Below are 19,392 nucleotides of genomic sequence, written 5' to 3'. Positions count from 1 at the left end.
AGACTCCAGCGCCTAGAACCTCGGGGTCTTAAGTCCGCTTGCCTGTGCGGCTGAAAACACGCCACTTCGGCAAACTGCCTTAAGCCCGTCGGTTCTAGACAGGCGCTTCCGCTTTTCTTGGTGTCCAGACTCCAGCGCCCAGCTCTTCGGGTCATAAGCCATCCCGACTGTGCGGCAAAGAACGCCGCTTCGCCGGTCTGTCTTATGCCCGTCAGAGCTACACGGGCGCTTACGCTTTTCTTAAGTATAAAGAATTGCGCGGACTGGACTGCCTTCCCCGCCTTTGATCTTTAATGGCAAGGCCGCTAACTGGTATACCCCTTCTGCCACATCGTCCAAAACGATTCCTTCCAGAATAAATCGCTGATGCCGGTTCATCGCGTGATGCATCGGCAATTCCTTGCTGGTTTCGGGATCGACCGACGGTACGTCAACTCCCAGAAGCCTCACACCATGGTCAGCCATCCATTCCGCGATCGACTCATCAAACACCGGCCATTTTTCAGGAAATCTGCTTCGATCTTTCCAGGACACGGTTTTCAGCAATAAAGCTGTAATTCCTTTTTCAATCGGCTCCAAATCCGATGAGTGGATTTTGCTCAAACCGCTGACGTCCACGACCTGCGCTTTTGATAAATAGACATCCAGCGGCAGCTCATGTATCTGAATCCCTTGGTCATCGTAATGAAAAGGCGCATCAACATGCGTGCCGATATGGGTACTGGACTGCAGTTTTCCGACATTGACTGAACCGCTTTGCTTTGTGGTGACAGACAGTTCATAACTGAACGGCATATCCCCCGGCCATTCTGGCGTATCATTGCTTAATTCCATAGAAATATCGATAATTCTTTTTGGTTCCATTCAAGCCACCACATTTCGTTCGTTGCTGAAATTTTTATAGGTTTCATTTTCCATGATGCTCTGCAGTTTTTCTGCTACCTGCTCTACATCGGTGAACGATGTGTAAAAAGCGATAGGTGCCAGCCGAATGATGTTTGGGGCACGGAAATCCGGAATGATTTTTGCTTTTTTCAATGCTTTGCAGATTCGCGCAGCTTCGGGATGGGAAAAGGCAATATGCCCGCCTCTTGCCTCGTCCTGAGCAGGCGTAACGTCGACCAATTCAGGAGCTTTTTGTCCGACCAGCTGTCTTAAAAGACTTGTCAGCTCGAGTGATTTTTGGCGGACCTTATCAATGCCCGCTTCCTCGAACAATTCCAGACTTCCTAATAAAGGTGCCATACTGAAAATATGCGGTGTACCGATCTGGTAGGCACCTGCCCCTTGTGCTTTCGAGAATTTATGGTCCATATCAAATTGGCGGGTTTTATCAGAACCGAACCAGCCGGCATTACCTGGCAGCAGCTGATGATGGCGCTCATGCAAATAAAGTCCGCCTGTTGCGCCCGGACCAGAGTTCATGTATTTATAATGGCACCAGACGGCAAAGTCTACTCCATCATCGTGCAAATTGTGTTTCATGGCTCCAATGGAATGCGCCAGGTCAAAGCCGACCAGGATGCCTTTTTGACGGGCTGCTTGCGTAATTTCCCGGATCGGCAATAATTGGCCGCTTCGATACAGCACAGATGGCAGCAGCACAACAGCCACATCATCTGTCAACTGTTCAATAATATCATTGAGTTCTAGTGTGTAACCATCTCGGCTTCCAACTTTGCGCATCGCCTCAGCTGGATCCAATCCGCGGAGACGCAGATGGCTTTCCACTGCATAGATATCTGAAGGAAAGTTCAAGCTGTCCACGACGATCACAAAACGTTCTGCTGTCGGCTGAAACACAGTCGACAGCATCTGATGGATATTTGATGTGATTGACCCTGTCACCATCACTTCATGCGTTCTAGCACCAACCAAAGGTGCAACGCGCGCACTCATCGTTTCCGCTAAGGTGAACCAGGGATTTTCTCCTTCGGTCCATCCATCAATTCCGAATGTCTTCCAGCTGTCCATCAAGGCCTGCAATTTTGCTTCAGACCGTCTGGACATCAATCCAAGTGAATTGCCGTCCATGTATACCGTTTCTTTTTCCACAAAAAACTCTTGTTTAAATTTCGCTAACGGATCCTGCTGGTCCATTTCTTTGCTCGTCACCATTTCCATCCTCCTTCAGCCATTACATCGCATAAGCGACTGCACCCAGAACTGCCGTCACCAGTACGACAATCCAAGGAGCCAGTTTAAAATAGACTAACATTGTGAAGGCGGTTATCGCAATTGCAAAATCAACAGGCCCTCGGATCCCTGAAGTGAAAACAGGATCGTACAGGGCTGCCAGCAAAATTCCGACTACGCTTGCGTTAACGCCTTTCAGCGCTGCTTGCACACCCGCCTTTGTCCGGATGATGCTCCAGAAAGGCAAAGTCCCGATGATTAATAGGAATGATGGCAGGAACATGGCAATCACAGCAATCACCACTCCCCATCCTCCGTTCATCAGTTGGCCCAAATAACCGGCCAAGGTAAAGAGCGGGCCTGGTACAGCCTGAGCCGCTCCATAGCCGGCAATAAACATGTCAGGTGTCATCCAATCCGGCACCACTTCGCGCTCCAACATAGGCAGCACAACGTGCCCTCCGCCGAAAACAATTGAACCGACACGATAGAAGATATCAAAAATCGCAAAAGAAGTGGATTCAATAAACGGCCGGATCAACGGCAAACCGATCAATAAAGTGGCAAAAATTGCCCAGGCTGCCATGCCTGTCTTTTTTCCAAAACTAAGTACCAGTTTGACCGGTTCAGGTGCTTTGTCATTACGGTAAATGGCATATCCAAGAAAACCTGACAGAACAATGACGCCGATCTGAGCCCAGGTTGTCGGTATCAGCAGGATGAGGATTGCTGCTCCGACCGCAATTGTGATCCGCTGTCGGTCAGGCGCCAAACTTTTTCCCATCCCCAGTAAAGCGTGTGCTACAACAGCAACGGCGACAATTTTCAATCCTTGGATCCATCCACTGTCAAACGAACCATTGGTGACAACGAGTGCAAATAACATAAGCAGTATGACCGAAGGCATCGTGAATCCGAACCAAGATAAAAATCCGCCGAATATGCCGCCGCGCAGCATGCCAATGGAAATTCCCACCTGTGAACTTGCGGGTCCCGGAAGAAACTGGCAAAGTGCCACTAAGTCCGCGTAAGCTTTATCGTCCAGCCACTTTCTTTTGGTGACATACTCATCCCTGAAATAGCCGATATGTGCAGTCGGCCCTCCAAAAGATGTCAGCCCCAATTTTGTTGAAGCCTTTAGAATTTCTGCATAATTGTTTTTTTTCTTAGCCATTGCCTTCTCCTTTAAGTTAAAGATTCTCTCAATAAGCATAACTGTTCGCTTATATGTTTCAACATTAAATTTATGTAAAATTATGAACGCCACCGTCATAGAAGCTCTTCGGTATTGACATTGCCTCAAAAGACATTGATACTGTTAAAAGACGGTTTGGCGCCATTTGTCCGAACTGTACATTTAATTTAGAACACCGTATTTTTATATAAGAACTCGAAAATATACATGTCAAAACTCAACTACTGAATAAAGTTAGTGAAACGGCCCTCCTATGAGGGTCGTTTCACTTTGTTTCAGCGACTTGGAGGCGGGAAACTTTATGGACCTGTATACAAATTTACGCAAAGGGGAAAAAGGCGCCTGGATCAGCATTTGCGCCTATGTGTTTCTCAGCGCCATCAAGCTTTTTTTCGGCTATTGGGGCTCTTCTGAAGCCTTGAAAGCGGATGGTTTTAACAACCTGACAGATATTGTTGCATCCATCGCGGTCCTGGTCGGCCTGAGGATTTCCCAGAAGCCACCGGATGAAAATCATCATTACGGCCATCTGCGGGCCGAAACCATCGCCTCTCTTCTGGCTTCTTTCATCATGGCGGTTATTGGCCTACAGGTTATGACCAATGCTGTCCGTTCAATTTTCGAACCCACAGCTGAAGCGCCATCGTTGATTACTGCCTGGGTCGCTTTTTTCTCCTCAATCGTTATGTATGTGGTGTACCGCTACAATTTAAAACTCAGCAAAGAAATCAAAAGTTCAGCAGTCCGTGCCGCAGCCTACGACAATCGTTCAGATGCATTGGTCAGCATCGGTGCTGGAATCGGCATCATCGGCGCAATCTTCGGCGCACCAATCCTGGATATTATCACAGCTTTTATCGTCGGATTGATCATCATCAAAACTGCATTGGATATTTTCAAGGAGTCTGTCATCACATTAACTGATGGCTTTGACGAAGATGAAGTGGAAACTCTGTCTGTTTTGGTCAGAAGAGTGCCCGGCGTCATCACTTTGCGTGATTTCAAAGGACGCAACCATGGCAATGTTATGTTCATCGATTTAACGGTCAGTGTTGCCCCCAACCTGAATGTTATGGAAAGCCATTGGATTACAGAAGAAATCGAGAGGAAGATTCAGAAAGTAAAGCCTCATTGCGTCATTCTCGTCCATATCGAACCGGATTATTCCTATACTGCCGCGCAGAAGAATGAAGTTGGCGAATAAGCCTGATAGTAAAACCCGCACATAAAAGTCCATGGCTTCCAATCAGCCATGGACTTTTTATTGTCTATCGTAGAATGCCTGAGCCAATTCTATGTGGTTATGAATAAAATCATGCGCAATGGCATGGCGGATCAGACTTTCTAGCCTGTCCTTCATCTCGACATCAAACACCTGCACTTCCACCTGGAAATCCAGCGCCGAATTCCTAAAATCAATAAATCTTACGTCCGGCTCTTTTTCAGGAATTCCTTTCATCAACTTCATAGCCTTTAAAGCTGACTGTTTGAGAATCTGCTCTATCTTTTCAGTATCACTGCCATAATCCACACTTACCACCACCCTTGCGTACAATTGGGCGCTCGATCGATTTTTGACGATCTGCTCGATGAAATATTGATTAGGAACAACAAGTGTCCCTTCCTTCAACGTCTCTATGACAGTCGATCTGAGTTTAATTTTTGTAATCCGCCCAATTTTTTTATCGATTTCCACCATTTCTCCGACCTCCATCGGCCGCTCAAACAAAATGATGATGCCTGAGACAAAATTGGCGGCAATATTGCGTACGCCGAATCCTATGCCGATTCCAAGGACACTGAAAACGAAACCAAGAGCTGTAAGATCCAGGCCCACTGTGGTAAAACTTATGGCTAATGCCAGAAACATCACCACATAATACAATAATCGGTTGATGGTGTAGCCCATGCCGATATCTACATTAAACTGTTCATAGACAAATGGCATGACATAATGATTAAACGCCTTTATGAGGCGGCTTGCAAAAGTTACAATCATCACTGCCACAACTATCAGCAGAATGGAGATTTCCACCCCTTCTGTTTCATAAAAAGCTAAAGTCAGCCATTGTTTCCTGGAAAAATAAAAAAGGAAAAAAAGGATGCCTCCATAAAGGACAAGCCAGTTTAATACATCTTCAATAACCGGATAAATACGCTCTTTAAAATCATCGGAAGAAACTAACTTTCTCAGCAGGAATAGAATCAGGGATTTCCCAAGGAGTATCAAAGCCAGATAAATAAAGAACATCAAAAATTCTCCTACAGACAAATTCCTTAAAAAGTCGATTCCTTCAAACAACTGGTTGTTCTGCATCTTTTCCCTCCTTTATTGGTTATTCATTGGCGATTTCAACAGAAATGCCGTCAGCTTTTCTCTGTCAAAAAAATATTATAAGAATGCTGGCCAGTCGTCGCAGCCAGTTGATCGACTCTCTCCTGCAGAGTTTCATGATCGAATGATTTTAACCCTTCGGTATCGACAGCTTCCAGAATGTAGCCATGAGTGTCCCATAACTCCTGATGATGCCGCTTTGGGACAAGCTCTGCAGCGACAGTCAAAGATTCAATAATCGAAAGCAATACCGAGATGTCCTCTTTTCCGTAATGGGATAATTGATAAAAAGTTTTATATAACATATTTTTGTATGAAGGAAAACGGTACAGTACCCGCTCCTTGTTTTTATCTCCCCCCAATAGGAACGGTCCGGTTTTCAGCTGCCCCAACTGGCCGAGCAGGCGCCCCAGCCGGACGATAATTTCGTTGGCTGTATTCGGATCGTTGACGCCTGGGGATATGGCACGCAATGCTACTTCCACTAATTTTTGAATAGCGAAATAAAGATCCTGCTCCGATGTCCTGGAAGTGCCCAGCGAATAAAAATCACCGACAGATACTTCTGTTTCGTTAATTTTGAAAACATGAAAAATCGGTTTTCCTTCGTATACATAATCTCCTGTTTGAACAAGAATCTCTACTTTCAACTCATGTTTTTCCGCATAATCCACCAGCTTATCAAAAGTTAGAAATTGAATATACCCCTCTTTTTCAGCCCGATGAATTTCTTTGATACCAATCGGATTCCATTCAGTTTCTTGCCCTTCTTCGCTTTCCTGAAGCTCTTTTAATTTGGAAATCGCTTCTTCTGTATCTCCAATCAATTCATTGACCAGCTGGCCGACCTGTACAAGGGTGGCAATATAGTGGATAAAGTAAGCGAACGTGGAAAGACAGAAAAAAGCGATGACAATTCCGACAAAAGTGGAAATTACATCAGTGGTGTACAAATCATCTCTCATAAATAACAACGACAAGGTATTGTAGATAAAGCCACTGAGAAAAATCCCCAATACACGCCAGGTGGTCTTATCATGAATGAAGTTTTTCAATGTTCTCGGCGAGAATTGAGCGGAATACATGGTCAACACAACCAGAATTGTTGAAAATGTAAAGGTGGTCATCGTTAATAGTGCGCCTGATAAACTTCCCATGATGGTCTTAGCCAAATCAACATTCGTTAGCAGAACCGATGGGATATAGGGTTTCAAGCTTTCAATATACAAAAGGTCAACGTAGAAAAAAGTGATCGACAGGAGGACTGCCATCATGATGTACAATGCGGGAGTAAGCCACAATTTTTCCTTTAGCCAAAATGTCAGTGACTTCATATTCATTCCCCTCTCTTATAAATAGCTTTCTAAACCCCTTTCCCTTGATGGCTTTTGTACAAACAAAAAAGACTGGATGCTTTCCAGCCTTTTGTCCGTTATTCATTGGAGCAGCAAAGGCAATTCTTTGACGCCGCGGACAATCATGCCCGGCCGCCACTTTAATTCACTGCTCTCTACAGCCAATTTCATTTGCGGAAAATGTGTCAGCAGACTGGCGATGGCAATTTCCCCTTCCAGACGTGCGAGAGGGGCTCCGAGGCACATATGAATGCCTTTTCCGAACGCCAGATGTGGACTTTTTTCACGTTTGATGTCGAATAGTTCCGGTTCCACAAATTTGTTCGGATCATGGTTGGCTGAATTCAGCGACACCACGACCAAATCACCTTTTTTCATCTCTCGGCCCTGAAACTCAAAATCTTCGCCTGCCCACCGTGATGTACTGAATTCCACCGGCCCATTAAAACGCAGGGACTCTTCGATTGCTTGATTGATGAGTTCAGGCTGTTGTTCCAAAAGCTTGCGCTGCTCTGGATTTTCCAGCAGCGACAAGACCGTGTTGCCGATTAAATTCACCGTCGTTTCATGGCCCGCAATAATCAACAAGGTAACAACGCCATACAGCTCCCGTTCACTTAAGTGGTCTCCTTCTTCCTCTGCCTGAATCAAGCTGCTGATCAAATCATCTCCAGGCTGTTCACGGACTGTGGCAAACCACTGCCCTAAGTATTGGACGAACTCGTTCATGTGCTGATAAACAGTAGCCCCCAGTTCTCCACTGGTTCCTTCAATCATTGAATTGGACCAAAGCCTAAATTTATCACGGTCCGCCGATGGCACACCCAAAATTTCACAAATGACAATGATCGGCAATGGAAAAGCGAATTCATCAATCAGGTCAATCTGATCCCGATCCTCCATTTCTGTCAGCAGTTCATCTGTTATTTCCTGGATTCTTCCGCGCATCCCCGAAATCATTTTTGGCGTAAAGGCTTTCTGCGCAAGGCCGCGCAGCCTTTTATGGTCAGGTGGATCTGAAAACAGCATGTTCTGAGTAAAGACACTCAACATGTCCATGCTGTCTCCGTAAATCTTCGACATATCTTTAATGAAACGGGGGTCTTTCAGGACTTCCTCTGCATCTTTATAACGTGTCACCATCCAGCCATTCTGGCCATCAGGAAAACGTACAGCATGCACCGGGTCCCCTTCCCTCAGTTTTTCATAAGTCGGATAGGGATTTTGTGTAAATTGTTCTGTGAACAAGCCGAATTTATTGGCGCGATCTAGAGTCATTTCCACTCCTCCTTTTTCCTTTTCTATACCCCTCCTCCAAAGGATTCACCTCGTTCAAATTTACCAAATACGTCTATATATCACGACTTAAAAAGTTTATGCGTCTGTTTACGGTTTGTCGGACATAAAGACGCGCCCGTGTTCTTTGCTGCAGCTGAGCTAGTACTCGCAGTCTCACTCTTTATAAGACACGCTGTTTCCGATTGAACACCGGCTTGCGTTTTTCCTTAAAGGCGGAGACACCTTCCAAATGGTCATCGGTAGTGACCATCATCGCTTGTGTTACCCGTTCCTGTTCCAAGATTTCCGACAATCCTGCCGTTGCGGATTGATCGGTGATCTTTTTCAACAGCCCAAAGGCTTTAGCCGGTCCATTTGCAAGCTTTTCAGCAAAGCTGAGAGCCTCTTGCTCCAAATTCTCAAGCGGATACAAATGATTGACAATACCCCATTCATGAGCCGTTGCGGCAGTAATCGGCTGTGCATTAAAAAACAATTCCTTAGCACGGTAAGGACCGATCAAGCGTGGCAGAAAATACAGCCCGCCTCCATCTGAAATCAGTCCGACTTGGGAAAAACTCATCACAAATCTGCTATCTTCAGCCGCTAAAATGATATCGCTCGCCAGGGCCAGATTAAAAGCGGCTCCTGCTGCAAAACCATGGACAACTGCGATAATCGGCTTTTCAAGCGCGCGCATCGCCAATACCAATTCGTTTAATTTGCCGATATGCTCATAAGTTTCTGAAGATCCCGCTTTTCCCATCGTCTTGACATCTCCACCTGCTGAAAACGACCTGCCCGCTCCTGACAGGATGATCGCTCCGATATCCGGATTGCTGCCAGCCTCTTGTATTTCAAACAATAACCCTTCTATCATTTCTGGGCTGAACGCATTCAAGCTGTCTGGCCGATTTAATTGCAGAGACAATACAGCCCCTTGCAGATTGACGTTCAAGTGTTTGTTCTCCATTTTGTTTCCTCCTCAATTTTTACTCGATGACCAATTTACCACCTCTCAGCCATGGCACAATATCAATCAGCCCGCAGTTGGCAATAAAATCGATTTCTTCTTCAAAGCCATTGCGCATCAGCATTTCCCCGACACGAGAATCTTTTAGGATGATTTGTGCATGTTCTGTATTTGACCGGTAAAAAATACGCGCCGCTTTTGCCGAATCGGTCAGTTCCCAGTTGTCTGTATTATTCATCAAGCAATCCACAAAATAACCTGCTCCGTATAAATCTTCCATGCAAAATTCACCGCCTGACCCCGAACAAACAGCAATGATGGTTTCTTCACGATGGTCGGCCGCTATCTTGTTTGCCGCTGCCTCGCCGTTCAGCAAAGAAGCGGTGTAAACTTTTTTTGCAGCGGCTGATTTCCGAATTGCCACGGTTCCATTTGTCGTTGACAGCAATACGGTTTTGCCATGGATTTGTTCTTTTAACTGAAGTGGATTTGGATCTAAAAAACCTTCAATCGTCTTGCCATTGTATTCACCCACCAAACAATAACTGTCGACCGCTCTTCCATTTGCTTCACGGAGCGCTTCATCACCATTCAAAACCGGCACGACTTCCTTTGCCCCATGCCAAAAACAAGCTGTGATGGTCGATGTCGCCAGTAGCACATCAAATACCACCGCTGTTTTATCTTCCTGCATCTTGGCATCGTCAATTTCTTCTTTTTTCAATAACACATGAAGTTTCGGCACCGACTCACTCCCTTTTCGCTGTCATCAATGCATGCTGCATTAAACTTTTGACAAATTGATCAAAATGAGCGAAACGCGAATCTTGTGTTTGCCCTTTTTTATAGCGATAGTAAATCTGCTGGATGATCACAGCCAATTTAAAATAAGCAAAGGTTAAATAAAAGTTCATATTTGAAACGTCGCGCCCACTTTTCTTACCATAGCTTCTGATAAATTCTTCACGGCTATAGAATCCATCCAGTACCGTCACTGGAGCTTTGCCAAGCCCATGTTTTAATAAATCAGGGTCATCTGCTTGAATCCAGTAGCTCATAGCCGCGCCTAAATCAGCCAGTGGATCTCCAACCGTCGTCATTTCCCAATCAAATAGGCCGGTCATTTCGGAGAAGTCTTCAGAAAACAGAGCATTATTCAGTTTGAAGTCGTAATGGATGATAGAGGGTTCTTGGGATACTGGAATGTTTGTTAGCATCCACTCTTTTAACTGCTCTACACCTTCAATGTCGTCAGTCCGGGAACGTTCATAACGGCCTATCCACCCTTCTACTTGGCGTTGCATGAAACCTTCAGGCTTTGCTATGTCAGCAAGCGGTGTTTTGGTATAATCCAACGCGTGGAGTTTAACAAGTGTATCGACCATTTTCTCTGAAATTTTTCGCCCCAGCTCTTTTGTCGGTCGAATTCCTTTTGGAAAATCGGTATCCAATACGATGCCGTGCCGCCTTTCCATGACAAAAAAAGGGCTGCCGATGATAGATTTATCATCTGAAAACACAAAGGGCTTTGGGGCCGTTTTAAAGATTGGGTGCAGAGCGGATAAGATTTTAAATTCGCGTTCCATGTCATGTGCTTTTGGTGCGACCGGCCCTAGCGGCGGCCTTCTTAGAACAGCTTCCCAGCCGTCGATTTGCAGCGCATACGTTAAATTGGAATGGCCGGTACCAAATTGCCGTACTTTCAGTTCTCCTAACGGCAAGTCTTCAATATGATTACGCAGAAAATTTTCAAGCGCCGGATAGTTTAATTCTTCTCCAGTTCTTACTGGAATCGTCACATTTTCTTGTTTCGACATCTCTTTCACCTCTTTGGACGGGTTAACGTACATGTAAAATAATGCAGAAGCTCGTGTATTCTGTTCTTATTTCATTCATTGGATATTTCTTTCTGATTAAAATTTGGTTGCGATGTGATCTAGAATTCCCTCTTCTGTATCCGAAAAAATTGCAGCATTGTCTTGTCAGAGAATTCATCTCTGCAAAAATTTCTTTTGAATAATGACTCATCCAAACTTGTTCTATCGTCATTTTTCGTTCCTTATCATTTTAAAAATTCTTAAGCCATACCAAAACGATACTAACCAGTTAGTATGTTCAGAATATTACCACTATGTTAGCGTTTTCATTTTATAAATGCAAGTCTTCATTCTATTTATATAGCAAAATTTCTATTTGTATAAGTTGGACTAGTAATCTTTTATCGTCGGTATTCCGCAAAACAGCTGCGCTTGCGAAGCCAAATTTCCAAAGTTAATGAAGCAAATATTCAGAAAAATGACTTGACGTTCAAATTGCCATACAGTATGGTTATCTTAACTTGAAGAATGAGGTGAGGCATTATGGCTATTTTATTTTTGAATACGCAATTCCAGTCTATAGTGTCTTCCCATGTGTATCGCTGACGATACGCTTCTTCCATTATGCCCGGGGACCATGGACTGCGAATTGCGCGCATTCGTGGTTTTTTATTTTGCATAATTAGGAGGAAACAACATTGACGAATATTGAACAATACGGCTGGAACTCCAGCTGGCAGGAAAAAATAACTGCACCGGGAATCCCTGGTCGCGTCACCTTGGAACACAAAAATTTGTACCGTGTCGTAACAGACAATGGAGAATGGCTTTGCTCGCTGTCCGGCAAGTACCGGCATCAGCATAACCGCATCGAATTTCCATGTGTTGGTGACTGGGTCATGGCAGAACAAATGCCCGGTGAAGAAAAAGGAATTATCCATCAAGTACTGCCCCGCACTTCACAATTTTCAAGAAAAGGGGCGGGAGAAACATCTGATATCCAATTGATCGCCGTCAATGTGGACTCTGTCTTTTTGGCGATGTCGCTCAATCATGATTTCAATGTCCGGCGTCTGGAACGTTATTTGCTGGCTGCCTGGGATTCCGGATCGAATCCTGTAGTTGTTTTGACGAAGAAAGACCAATGCCCGGACATCGAACCGTACCTGCAACAGGTTGAGAGCGTGGCATTCGGTGTTCCTGTCTATGCAGTATCGGCTCTTACCGGTGAAGGAATCGATGCGCTGCAGAATCAGCTGGCCGGTTCCAAGACTGGTGCTTTGCTTGGGTCTTCCGGAGTTGGAAAGTCTTCATTGATCAACGCCTTGTCCGGCACCCAGCGGATGATGGTCCAAGATATCCGGGAAAACGACAGCAAAGGACGGCATACCACCACCCACCGGGAAATGATTTTATTGCCTGCAGGCGGTTTGATGATCGATACTCCTGGCATGCGCGAATTTCAGCTGGGCGATTATTCAGAAGGTGTAGAAGCAGGATTCAGGGATGTTGAAGAGCTTGCACTGGCCTGCCGGTTCCGCGACTGCGCCCACCATGACGAACCGGGATGCCGCGTCCAGAAAGCTCTCCAAAACGGCGAGTTGGATGCCGGACGTTACCGGAGCTACCTGAAGCTGAAACGCGAGCTTGCCCATATGGAACGGAAAAGCGATGCTGCTGCCCAGAAAGCAGAACGCAACAAGTGGAGGCAAGTGACCAAAGACTACCGGACACGGCCTGTTAAAAAACGTTAAAAAAGAGTGCGACGGAATTTTCCGTTGCACTCTTTTTAATTTCTTCCCGGCTCTGTCAGCCCGTGCTTAACGGCATAAAGCGCCGCTTGCGTTCGGTCCTGAACGGCCAGTTTAATAAAGATGTTGGAAATATGGGTCTTCACTGTCTTTTCAGTGACAAACAATGCAGATGCGATTTCCCGGTTGCTTTTGCCTTTTGTCAGTTCGGCCAGTACTTCCTGTTCTCTCGGCGTCAATTGGTTGATCGTATGCGGCGCTGGTTCAGCCGGAGCTTTCATCAGCTCGGATGACGCTTTCGGATGAAGGGTGTTTTCACCGCGCATCAAACTGCGCAGCGAAGCCACCAGTTCATCAGGCTCGATATCTTTTAGTTGGTAGCCCGCTGCTCCTGCTTCAATCGCTGGCACTACATGATCCTGATCTGAAAAACTGGTCAGCATCAACACAATCATATCCGGAAACTGTTTTTTGATTAGCCGGGTTGCCTGGATGCCGTCCATGATGGGCATCACCAAATCCATCAGGACGATATCCGGCTGAAGTGCCCCAGCCATTTCTACGGCTTCTTTGCCATTTACTGCTTCCCCCACCACTTCTATGTCCTTTTGTGTTTTCAAAAAGAACAACAAGCCTCGCCGAACTACATGATGGTCATCCGCTATCAATACTTTCACCATGCTCTTCACTCCCCCATTAATACGGAATCCGTACGAGGATTTCCGTTCCCTTGCCTATTTCACTAGACCAGTCTGCTGTACCGCCTTCTGCTTTGGCACGGTCGCGAATGCTTTGGATGCCAATGGACGGCAGATTCAATCCATGGTCAAATGCAAAGCCCCGACCTTCATCTCTCAAGACCAATAGGACATCCGTTGCAGTGATCGACAAATACAATTCGACTTTATTGACCCCTGCGTGCTTCCGGACATTATTCAACGACTCTTGTGCAATCCGGAATAATGTCTCTTCAATGCGCGACGGCAATTGGATCACGCCAGTCACTTTTGTTTCGACTGCCAGCCCCAGCATTTCACCATAGCCCTTGATGGCATCAAGCAACCCGCTTTCCAGCCCTTTTGGACGCAACTGCCAAATCAAAGCCCGCATTTCGTTCAGTGCTTCCTGCGTCAGATGCTGGATATCGCGGAAGGTTTCCTGGACTTCAGGTACTTCCGACATTTCCACACCTCCACGGGCAGTCAATGTCACCGAAAACAGCAATTGATTGACTGAGTCATGCAAGTCGCGCGCTAAGCGGTTCCGCTCTTTGACGAGAGCCAATTCCTGCTCCTGTTTGGTCAGGCCGATCCGTTTGATCGCAGAGCCGATTTGAAAAGCCACCGACTCTAAAAGAGCCAACTCATCTTTTGAAAAACCGACAGTGTCCGGTGCAGCAATATTCAGCAGGCCAAACTTTTCTTTACCAGACTGAAGAGGCACAGTAGCGTGGTGTGTGATGCTGCCCTGCTTGCGCAATTTTGCGGGCATGGCGTTTTCAATACGCTGACAGGCAATAATGTTGGACGCTTTTTCGAGGTCACCATCTTGGTATCGCTTGACGCACCAGCAGCCGCCTTTTTGCAGATGGCGGCAATTATTGTCTTCCAAAGAAGACGGCAAATTTGCCTGCGCCACCAATTGATGTTTCCCTTTTTCGTCGATAAAGAAAATCCAGGCGGTCTCAAAAGTCGATGCGCTCAATAATTTCCGGATGGCACCATCCAGCATGCGCGCCATATCCGTTTCTTCATTGAGCAATTCGGCAATTTCTTTCAATAACGTTATATTGGAGGGTTCGCTCATCACCATCACCATTCACCTCATCTATACTGATTTAACCATACACGTTTCCATAAAAATCCTCCCTCGTACTTTTGTACGAGAAAAGTGAAGTGCCTGTTCAGCTCTGACAGGTGTAAGACGATCTGGCGAAGCGGCGTGTGTTCAGCCGCACAGCCAGAGTGGCTTACATCCCGAAGAGCTAGGCACTGCAACTGGACACCGAGAAAAGCGGAAGCAGCCAACGGCATAAAGAAAAAGCCCCCTTTTCAGGGAGCTGAGCAATCATCGGCTATTGACTTCCTCCAAAAATGATTCTTTCAGGAGTTCCAGCTTTTCATCGCTTTCCTGTTGCGTCGCCGCCGTGATTCCGAAATAATACTTCACTTTCGGTTCTGTGCCGCTTGGGCGAACACATACCCATGAGCCGTCCTCCAGGAAGTATTTGATGACATTTGATTGCGGCAGTTCAATTTTTTCATTAGTGCCCACATCGACAAAAATACGATTCTGTGTTTCATAGTCTTCAATAGACACAACGGGAATGCCAGCAAGCGCCTGAACCGGCCGTTTACGCAAGTCTTCCAGCAATGCGGTGATTTCACGTGCGCCATCGATGCCTTTTTTAGTGACAGATACTAGCGATTCCCGGTACCAGCCAAAACGATTATATAGCTCAACCAGAATATCATGTAGATTTTTGCCTTGTTTTTTATAGAAGGATGCCGCTTCGACAAGCAGTAAAGTCGCCTGCACCGCATCTTTATCCCGCGCAAAATCTCGGATCAAATAGCCATAGCTTTCTTCATAGCCGAATAAAAACTCAAATTGCGGGTTCACATCATTGTGCCGTAATTTTTCGCCAATGAACTTAAAGCCGGTCAAGACATCCTCGCAGCCGATTCCATAAGACTCAGCCACGACACGGCCGAATTCCGATGTGACGATCGTTTTGAAGATACGGCCATTTGCCGGCAAGTTGCCTTTTTCCTGCTTTTGGCTCAGCAAGTATTCGATCAGTATAGCCCCGGTCTGATTGCCGCTCAGCAATTCGTATTGCCGGCCGCTCCAAACTGCGATGCCGACGCGGTCTCCGTCCGGATCGATGGCAATCAGCAAGTCGGCTTCAGATTTCGTGCCATATTCCTTCGCTAATTCAAACGCTTCGCCTTCCTCCGGATTTGGAGAGTTTACCGTCGGGAATTCACCGTCAGGTTCCATTTGTTCGGCAACATACGTTATCTGATCATAGCCCGCCCGATCCAACAGTCGTTTGACTGTTGCGCCGGAAGATCCATGAAGCGGCGTAAAGACTGCGGAAATCGGCCTCGCTGCATGCTCTTGCACAGTCAGCACGTTAGACAAGTAAGCTTCATCCAATTTTTCATCGATTCGGACCAGCAGCGACTCGTCAAATAAGTCATTGACGATGGCCAGTTCGTCTTCGACGCGGCTGACGTAATCGATGACGCGGTCAGCGTCTTCCAGGTTCAATTGGGCCCCATCTTCTGAATAAACCTTATAGCCGTTGTATTCCGGCGGATTATGGCTGGCAGTGATGACGATGCCCATAAATGCGTTCAAATAGCGCACGCTGAACGATAGCTGTGGCGTCGTCCGTGTACTGCTGTACAAATACGTGTGGATACCGTTCGCAGCAAACGTCCGTGCCGCTTCTTCCGCAAATTCAGGGGACATGCGGCGGCTGTCATAGGCAATAACCATTCCACGAGCCATCGCCAGCTCTCCATTTTCCTTTATGTAATCCGCGATTCCCTGCGAAGCTTTCCGCACGGTATAGATATTCATCCGGTTTGTGCCCGGTCCGATTTCGCCGCGCATTCCTCCGGTACCGAAAACTAGATCTTGATAAAAGGCATCTTCCGCCAACTTTTCATCTTCTTTCAGCACATTCAGCGATTGCCGTGTTTCTTCATCAAGCCCTTCATGATCCAACCAACGTTTGATGCGTTCTTTCCATGACATATACATTCCTCCATCTATATTAATATAAGTTTAACTAACGATCCCCATCTGTTGATATTCTACAAATCAACTGTGTATTCCTGCGGAAGTTATAGACAAAGCACCTTTTAAAGATAAATTCTTTTGTTCAATCTTTAGTTTACCAAATATTCAGAAGAAAAGCCGCTTCCATTTTTGGAAGCGGCTGTGTTTAATCTTTTTTGTATTCTACCCGGTAAACATCATGGCGACGGTCCTTCAATTGCTTGACTGTCCCATTTTGGCGCTGGCGTCTAAGGATTTCCAAATCGACATCCCCAATCAATACCATTTCAAGGTTTGGATTGGTTTCTCCGACAATTCCATCACGTGCAAATTCGAAATCGGATGGAGCGAAAATTCCTGATTGAGCGTATTGGATATCCATATTTTCGGTTTGCGGCAAGTTGCCAACAGTTCCGGAAATGACGGTATAAATTTGATTTTCCACTGCGCGGGCCTGTGCGCAATAACGGACACGCAGATAGCCTTGGCGATCTTCCGTACAGAAAGGAGTAAAAATGATATTGGCTCCCATATCTGTCGCGATGCGTGCCAGTTCAGGAAACTCGATATCATAGCAGATCTGGATGGCGATTTTCCCGCAATCGGTATCAAAGACACGGACAGAATCTCCGGCAGAAATCCCCCACCATTTACGTTCGTTTGGTGTGATGTGGATTTTATACTGTTTGTCGATAGAACCGTCACGGCGGAACAGATACGCAATGTTGTAGATTTCATCGTCTTCTTCTTTAACGAAATGCGAGCCTCCAATGATATTGATATTGTAGCGGACAGCAAGGTCTGTGAACAATTCAATATACTGAGGTGTGTATTCAGTCAGTTTGCGAACTGCCTGGCTTGGCGATGGTTCGTTCAGGAAGGACATCAGCTGCGACGTGAAGATTTCAGGGAATACCACGAAATCCGAATGTGCATCTGAAGCCACGTCTACAAAGTATTCGACCTGGCTGGCCAAATCGTCAAATGATTCGATGGCGCGCATCAAATACTGCACCACACAAATACGGACCGGCAAACTCGTTTTGAAATGGCGTTTGGAAATCGGTTTGTAATCGACGTTATTCCATTCCATCAATGTGGCGTATTTGCCTGATGCCAAATCGTCCTGCAAGTAGTTCGGGTTGATGCGCATCAATTGGAAGCCGTTCATCAACTGGAATGTTAATACAGGATCGTAGACTTTATGGCGCGACACAGCATCGACATATTCCCGCGGCGACATTTCATCCGCATGTTTATGGTAGTTCGGGATGCGCCCTCCGATGATAATCGACTTCAGGTTTAATTCGCGTGCTAGTTCTTTGCGGGCTTCGTAAAGACGCTGCCCGACTTTCATCCGACGGTATTCAGGATGCACCATGACTTCAATGCCGTACATGTTGTAGCCGTCGGGATTGTGGTTGGTGATATAGCCGGCATCTGTTACATCATCCCAAGTATGGCGATCATCATATTCATCAAAGTTGATCAATAGACTCGAACAAGAACCAATAACTATGCCGTCCAATTCTGCGATCATTTGGCCTTGAGGGAAAACGCCTAAATGGCTTCTTAATTGTTCCTCTTTCCACGGATCCATTCCAGGAAAGCATAAACGCTGCATTTCAAGGATGGCATTTATATCTGCATAATTCATTTCACGAATGATCATGCTTTTTTCGAAATGGGATAAATCAAATTGTTCTGCCACAGTACAGCTCTCCTTCACAAAAGTTTCAAACTTTATTATATAGGATAGTTGCTCAGGTTGATATTATTTTACTTGCATCACGATAACAATTATAATTCTATAGAAGTATTTTTTGAAAAGAGGGAGCACCAAATGACGAAAAGCCAGGAAAATGTTTTGCTTTCCATGTGGGTTGTGGCTCTTGTCGCCACATCGGGTTCGCTTTATTTTTCTGAAATCCGCGGCTATGCCCCGTGCGAACTGTGCTGGATCCAACGCATTTTCATGTACCCGCTTGTCATCGTCATCGGCTTGGCCTATGTACAGAAAAATGTTCGAATTGCAGCTACCACACTGATTTTCTCCATCGTAGGCGGAGGGATTTCCCTATACCATTACGGCCTGCAGAAGCTCGATTCTCTGGCAGAGTCCGCACCATCCTGCGGACAGGTTCCATGTACCGGGGAATACATCAATTACCTTGGATTCATCACCATTCCGTTTTTGGCATTGACCGCATTTATCCTGATTGCCGGAATGGGCATTTATTTATTGAAGTCCCTTAAGGAGGAAAAACAAAAATGAAGAAATTATTGATCATCGCGGGAATTGTCGTTGTCATTTTCGCCGGAATCGTTTTTTTGACGAGTCAGGCAAACGATGAAAAACTGGCAAACAACCCGTACGATACAGAAGACCTAGAGCAAGCAACAATTGATCAACTGGACGATGAACACTACCAGAACATTGTTGTGCCGTCCGATTTGGAAGACCAGATTGCCAGCGGCGAGCCTACTACAGTTTATTTTTTCAGCCCGACCTGCCAATACTGTCAGCAGACCACTCCTGTTTTGATGCCTGTTGCTGAAGATATGGATATAGACGTTTTGCAGTATAATCTGTTAGAGTATGAGCAGGGCTGGCAACAATATACGGTCGATTCTACACCGACACTGGTCCATTACGATAATGGCGAAGAAGTTTCACGTTGGGTCGGCGCACAGCCAAAAGAGAATATTGAACAATTTTTCACCGATGTAGTTAAAAAATAACTGACAAAAGGATCATGT

The 19,392-nt window shown here is 45.9% G+C and carries 17 protein-coding genes; 4 read left to right on the top strand and 13 right to left on the bottom strand.

Annotated features, from left to right (window positions below; translation table 11 throughout):
* Positions 1-240: 240 nt before the first annotated feature.
* Genes kynB through chrA form a run of 3 tightly spaced genes read right to left on the bottom strand, consistent with a single transcriptional unit; the run spans position 241 to position 3,310 of the window.
* The gene (kynB, locus tag J7I83_RS15020) at positions 241-864 is read right to left on the bottom strand and encodes an arylformamidase (protein ID WP_215102026.1); all 624 of its coding nucleotides are present in this window, start codon (positions 862-864) and stop codon (positions 241-243) included.
* The gene (kynU, locus tag J7I83_RS15015; protein ID WP_215102024.1) at positions 865-2,118 is read right to left on the bottom strand and encodes a kynureninase; all 1,254 of its coding nucleotides are present in this window, start codon (positions 2,116-2,118) and stop codon (positions 865-867) included.
* 19 nt (positions 2,119-2,137) lie between these two features.
* Positions 2,138-3,310 (bottom strand): chromate efflux transporter, encoded by a 1,173-nt coding sequence (gene chrA, locus J7I83_RS15010; protein WP_215102022.1) that lies wholly within the window; start codon positions 3,308-3,310, stop codon positions 2,138-2,140.
* Positions 3,311-3,632: 322 nt separating this feature from the next.
* On the opposite strand from chrA, the gene J7I83_RS15005 reads away from it, so the two are divergent.
* Positions 3,633-4,535: a cation diffusion facilitator family transporter gene (locus tag J7I83_RS15005; protein ID WP_215102020.1), complete on the top strand. Its 903-nt coding sequence runs from the start codon at positions 3,633-3,635 to the stop codon at positions 4,533-4,535.
* A 57-nt stretch (positions 4,536-4,592) separates the two neighbouring features.
* Here J7I83_RS15005 and J7I83_RS15000 read toward each other — a convergent pair whose 3' ends face one another.
* The 6 genes from J7I83_RS15000 to J7I83_RS14975 all read right to left on the bottom strand — a co-directional run bounded on the left by J7I83_RS15000 (position 4,593) and on the right by J7I83_RS14975 (position 11,089).
* Positions 4,593-5,648, bottom strand: a complete 1,056-nt coding sequence (locus tag J7I83_RS15000) for a mechanosensitive ion channel family protein (protein ID WP_215102018.1) — start codon at positions 5,646-5,648, stop codon at positions 4,593-4,595.
* Positions 5,649-5,698: 50 nt separating this feature from the next.
* Positions 5,699-7,000: a DUF2254 domain-containing protein gene (locus tag J7I83_RS14995; RefSeq protein WP_215102016.1), complete on the bottom strand. Its 1,302-nt coding sequence runs from the start codon at positions 6,998-7,000 to the stop codon at positions 5,699-5,701.
* Between the two features lie 102 nt (positions 7,001-7,102).
* Positions 7,103-8,299 (bottom strand): cytochrome P450 family protein, encoded by a 1,197-nt coding sequence (locus tag J7I83_RS14990; protein ID WP_215102014.1) that lies wholly within the window; start codon positions 8,297-8,299, stop codon positions 7,103-7,105.
* Between the two features lie 181 nt (positions 8,300-8,480).
* Positions 8,481-9,272: an enoyl-CoA hydratase/isomerase family protein gene (locus J7I83_RS14985; protein WP_215102012.1), complete on the bottom strand. Its 792-nt coding sequence runs from the start codon at positions 9,270-9,272 to the stop codon at positions 8,481-8,483.
* Between the two features lie 19 nt (positions 9,273-9,291).
* The gene (locus J7I83_RS14980; protein ID WP_215102010.1) at positions 9,292-10,017 is read right to left on the bottom strand and encodes a 2-phosphosulfolactate phosphatase; all 726 of its coding nucleotides are present in this window, start codon (positions 10,015-10,017) and stop codon (positions 9,292-9,294) included.
* Between the two features lie 4 nt (positions 10,018-10,021).
* Positions 10,022-11,089, bottom strand: coding sequence for a phosphotransferase family protein (locus J7I83_RS14975; RefSeq protein WP_215102008.1), 1,068 nt, complete (start codon positions 11,087-11,089; stop codon positions 10,022-10,024).
* Between the two features lie 698 nt (positions 11,090-11,787).
* On the opposite strand from J7I83_RS14975, the gene rsgA reads away from it, so the two are divergent.
* A complete protein-coding gene (gene rsgA, locus J7I83_RS14970) occupies positions 11,788-12,843 on the top strand; it encodes a ribosome small subunit-dependent GTPase A (RefSeq protein WP_215102006.1) in 1,056 nt (351 codons plus the stop codon).
* Positions 12,844-12,878: 35 nt separating this feature from the next.
* Here the strand turns inward: rsgA and J7I83_RS14965 are convergent, their stop codons facing one another.
* The 4 genes from J7I83_RS14965 to J7I83_RS14950 form a co-directional block, all read right to left on the bottom strand.
* On the bottom strand, positions 12,879-13,520 hold the full coding sequence (locus J7I83_RS14965) for a response regulator (protein ID WP_215102004.1): 642 nt from the start codon (positions 13,518-13,520) through the stop codon (positions 12,879-12,881).
* A gap of 16 nt (positions 13,521-13,536) precedes the next feature.
* Positions 13,537-14,652 (bottom strand): GAF domain-containing sensor histidine kinase, encoded by a 1,116-nt coding sequence (locus J7I83_RS14960; RefSeq protein ID WP_215102002.1) that lies wholly within the window; start codon positions 14,650-14,652, stop codon positions 13,537-13,539.
* A 255-nt stretch (positions 14,653-14,907) separates the two neighbouring features.
* A complete protein-coding gene (locus J7I83_RS14955; RefSeq protein WP_215102000.1) occupies positions 14,908-16,608 on the bottom strand; it encodes a phospho-sugar mutase in 1,701 nt (566 codons plus the stop codon).
* Positions 16,609-16,798: 190 nt separating this feature from the next.
* The gene (locus tag J7I83_RS14950; RefSeq protein WP_215101998.1) at positions 16,799-18,343 is read right to left on the bottom strand and encodes a GNAT family N-acetyltransferase; all 1,545 of its coding nucleotides are present in this window, start codon (positions 18,341-18,343) and stop codon (positions 16,799-16,801) included.
* A gap of 132 nt (positions 18,344-18,475) precedes the next feature.
* Between J7I83_RS14950 and J7I83_RS14945 the strand changes: the two genes are divergently transcribed.
* Positions 18,476-18,907, top strand: coding sequence for a disulfide oxidoreductase (locus tag J7I83_RS14945; protein ID WP_215101996.1), 432 nt, complete (start codon positions 18,476-18,478; stop codon positions 18,905-18,907).
* Positions 18,904-19,374 carry a thioredoxin family protein gene (locus J7I83_RS14940; protein WP_215101993.1) on the top strand — a complete coding sequence of 157 codons (471 nt, stop codon included), beginning with the start codon at positions 18,904-18,906 and terminating at the stop codon, positions 19,372-19,374. Before J7I83_RS14945 ends, J7I83_RS14940 begins: the two co-directional genes overlap by 4 nt.
* The last annotated feature ends 18 nt before the right edge of the window (positions 19,375-19,392 follow it).

The organism is Planococcus sp. ISL-110 (assembly GCF_018613575.1).
GTDB lineage: Bacteria > Bacillota > Bacilli > Bacillales_A > Planococcaceae > Planococcus.
Note: the sequence above shows the minus strand (reverse complement) of the source record. Positions and strands in the feature narration are given on the sequence as shown.

Excerpts from the sequence above, each read along its gene's own strand:
- kynB (WP_215102026.1), bottom strand. The coding sequence starts at position 864 with ATGGAACCAAAAAGAATTATCGATATTTCTATGGAATTAAGCAATGAT.
- kynU (WP_215102024.1), bottom strand. The coding sequence starts at position 2,118 with ATGGTGACGAGCAAAGAAATGGACCAGCAGGATCCGTTAGCGAAATTT.
- chrA (WP_215102022.1), bottom strand. The coding sequence starts at position 3,310 with ATGGCTAAGAAAAAAAACAATTATGCAGAAATTCTAAAGGCTTCAACA.
- J7I83_RS15005 (WP_215102020.1), top strand. The coding sequence starts at position 3,633 with ATGGACCTGTATACAAATTTACGCAAAGGGGAAAAAGGCGCCTGGATC.
- J7I83_RS15000 (WP_215102018.1), bottom strand. The coding sequence starts at position 5,648 with ATGCAGAACAACCAGTTGTTTGAAGGAATCGACTTTTTAAGGAATTTG.
- J7I83_RS14995 (WP_215102016.1), bottom strand. The coding sequence starts at position 7,000 with ATGAAGTCACTGACATTTTGGCTAAAGGAAAAATTGTGGCTTACTCCC.
- J7I83_RS14990 (WP_215102014.1), bottom strand. The coding sequence starts at position 8,299 with ATGACTCTAGATCGCGCCAATAAATTCGGCTTGTTCACAGAACAATTT.
- J7I83_RS14985 (WP_215102012.1), bottom strand. The coding sequence starts at position 9,272 with ATGGAGAACAAACACTTGAACGTCAATCTGCAAGGGGCTGTATTGTCT.
- J7I83_RS14975 (WP_215102008.1), bottom strand. The coding sequence starts at position 11,089 with ATGTCGAAACAAGAAAATGTGACGATTCCAGTAAGAACTGGAGAAGAA.
- J7I83_RS14965 (WP_215102004.1), bottom strand. The coding sequence starts at position 13,520 with ATGGTGAAAGTATTGATAGCGGATGACCATCATGTAGTTCGGCGAGGC.
- J7I83_RS14960 (WP_215102002.1), bottom strand. The coding sequence starts at position 14,652 with ATGGTGATGAGCGAACCCTCCAATATAACGTTATTGAAAGAAATTGCC.
- J7I83_RS14955 (WP_215102000.1), bottom strand. The coding sequence starts at position 16,608 with ATGTCATGGAAAGAACGCATCAAACGTTGGTTGGATCATGAAGGGCTT.
- J7I83_RS14945 (WP_215101996.1), top strand. The coding sequence starts at position 18,476 with ATGACGAAAAGCCAGGAAAATGTTTTGCTTTCCATGTGGGTTGTGGCT.
- J7I83_RS14940 (WP_215101993.1), top strand. The coding sequence starts at position 18,904 with ATGAAGAAATTATTGATCATCGCGGGAATTGTCGTTGTCATTTTCGCC.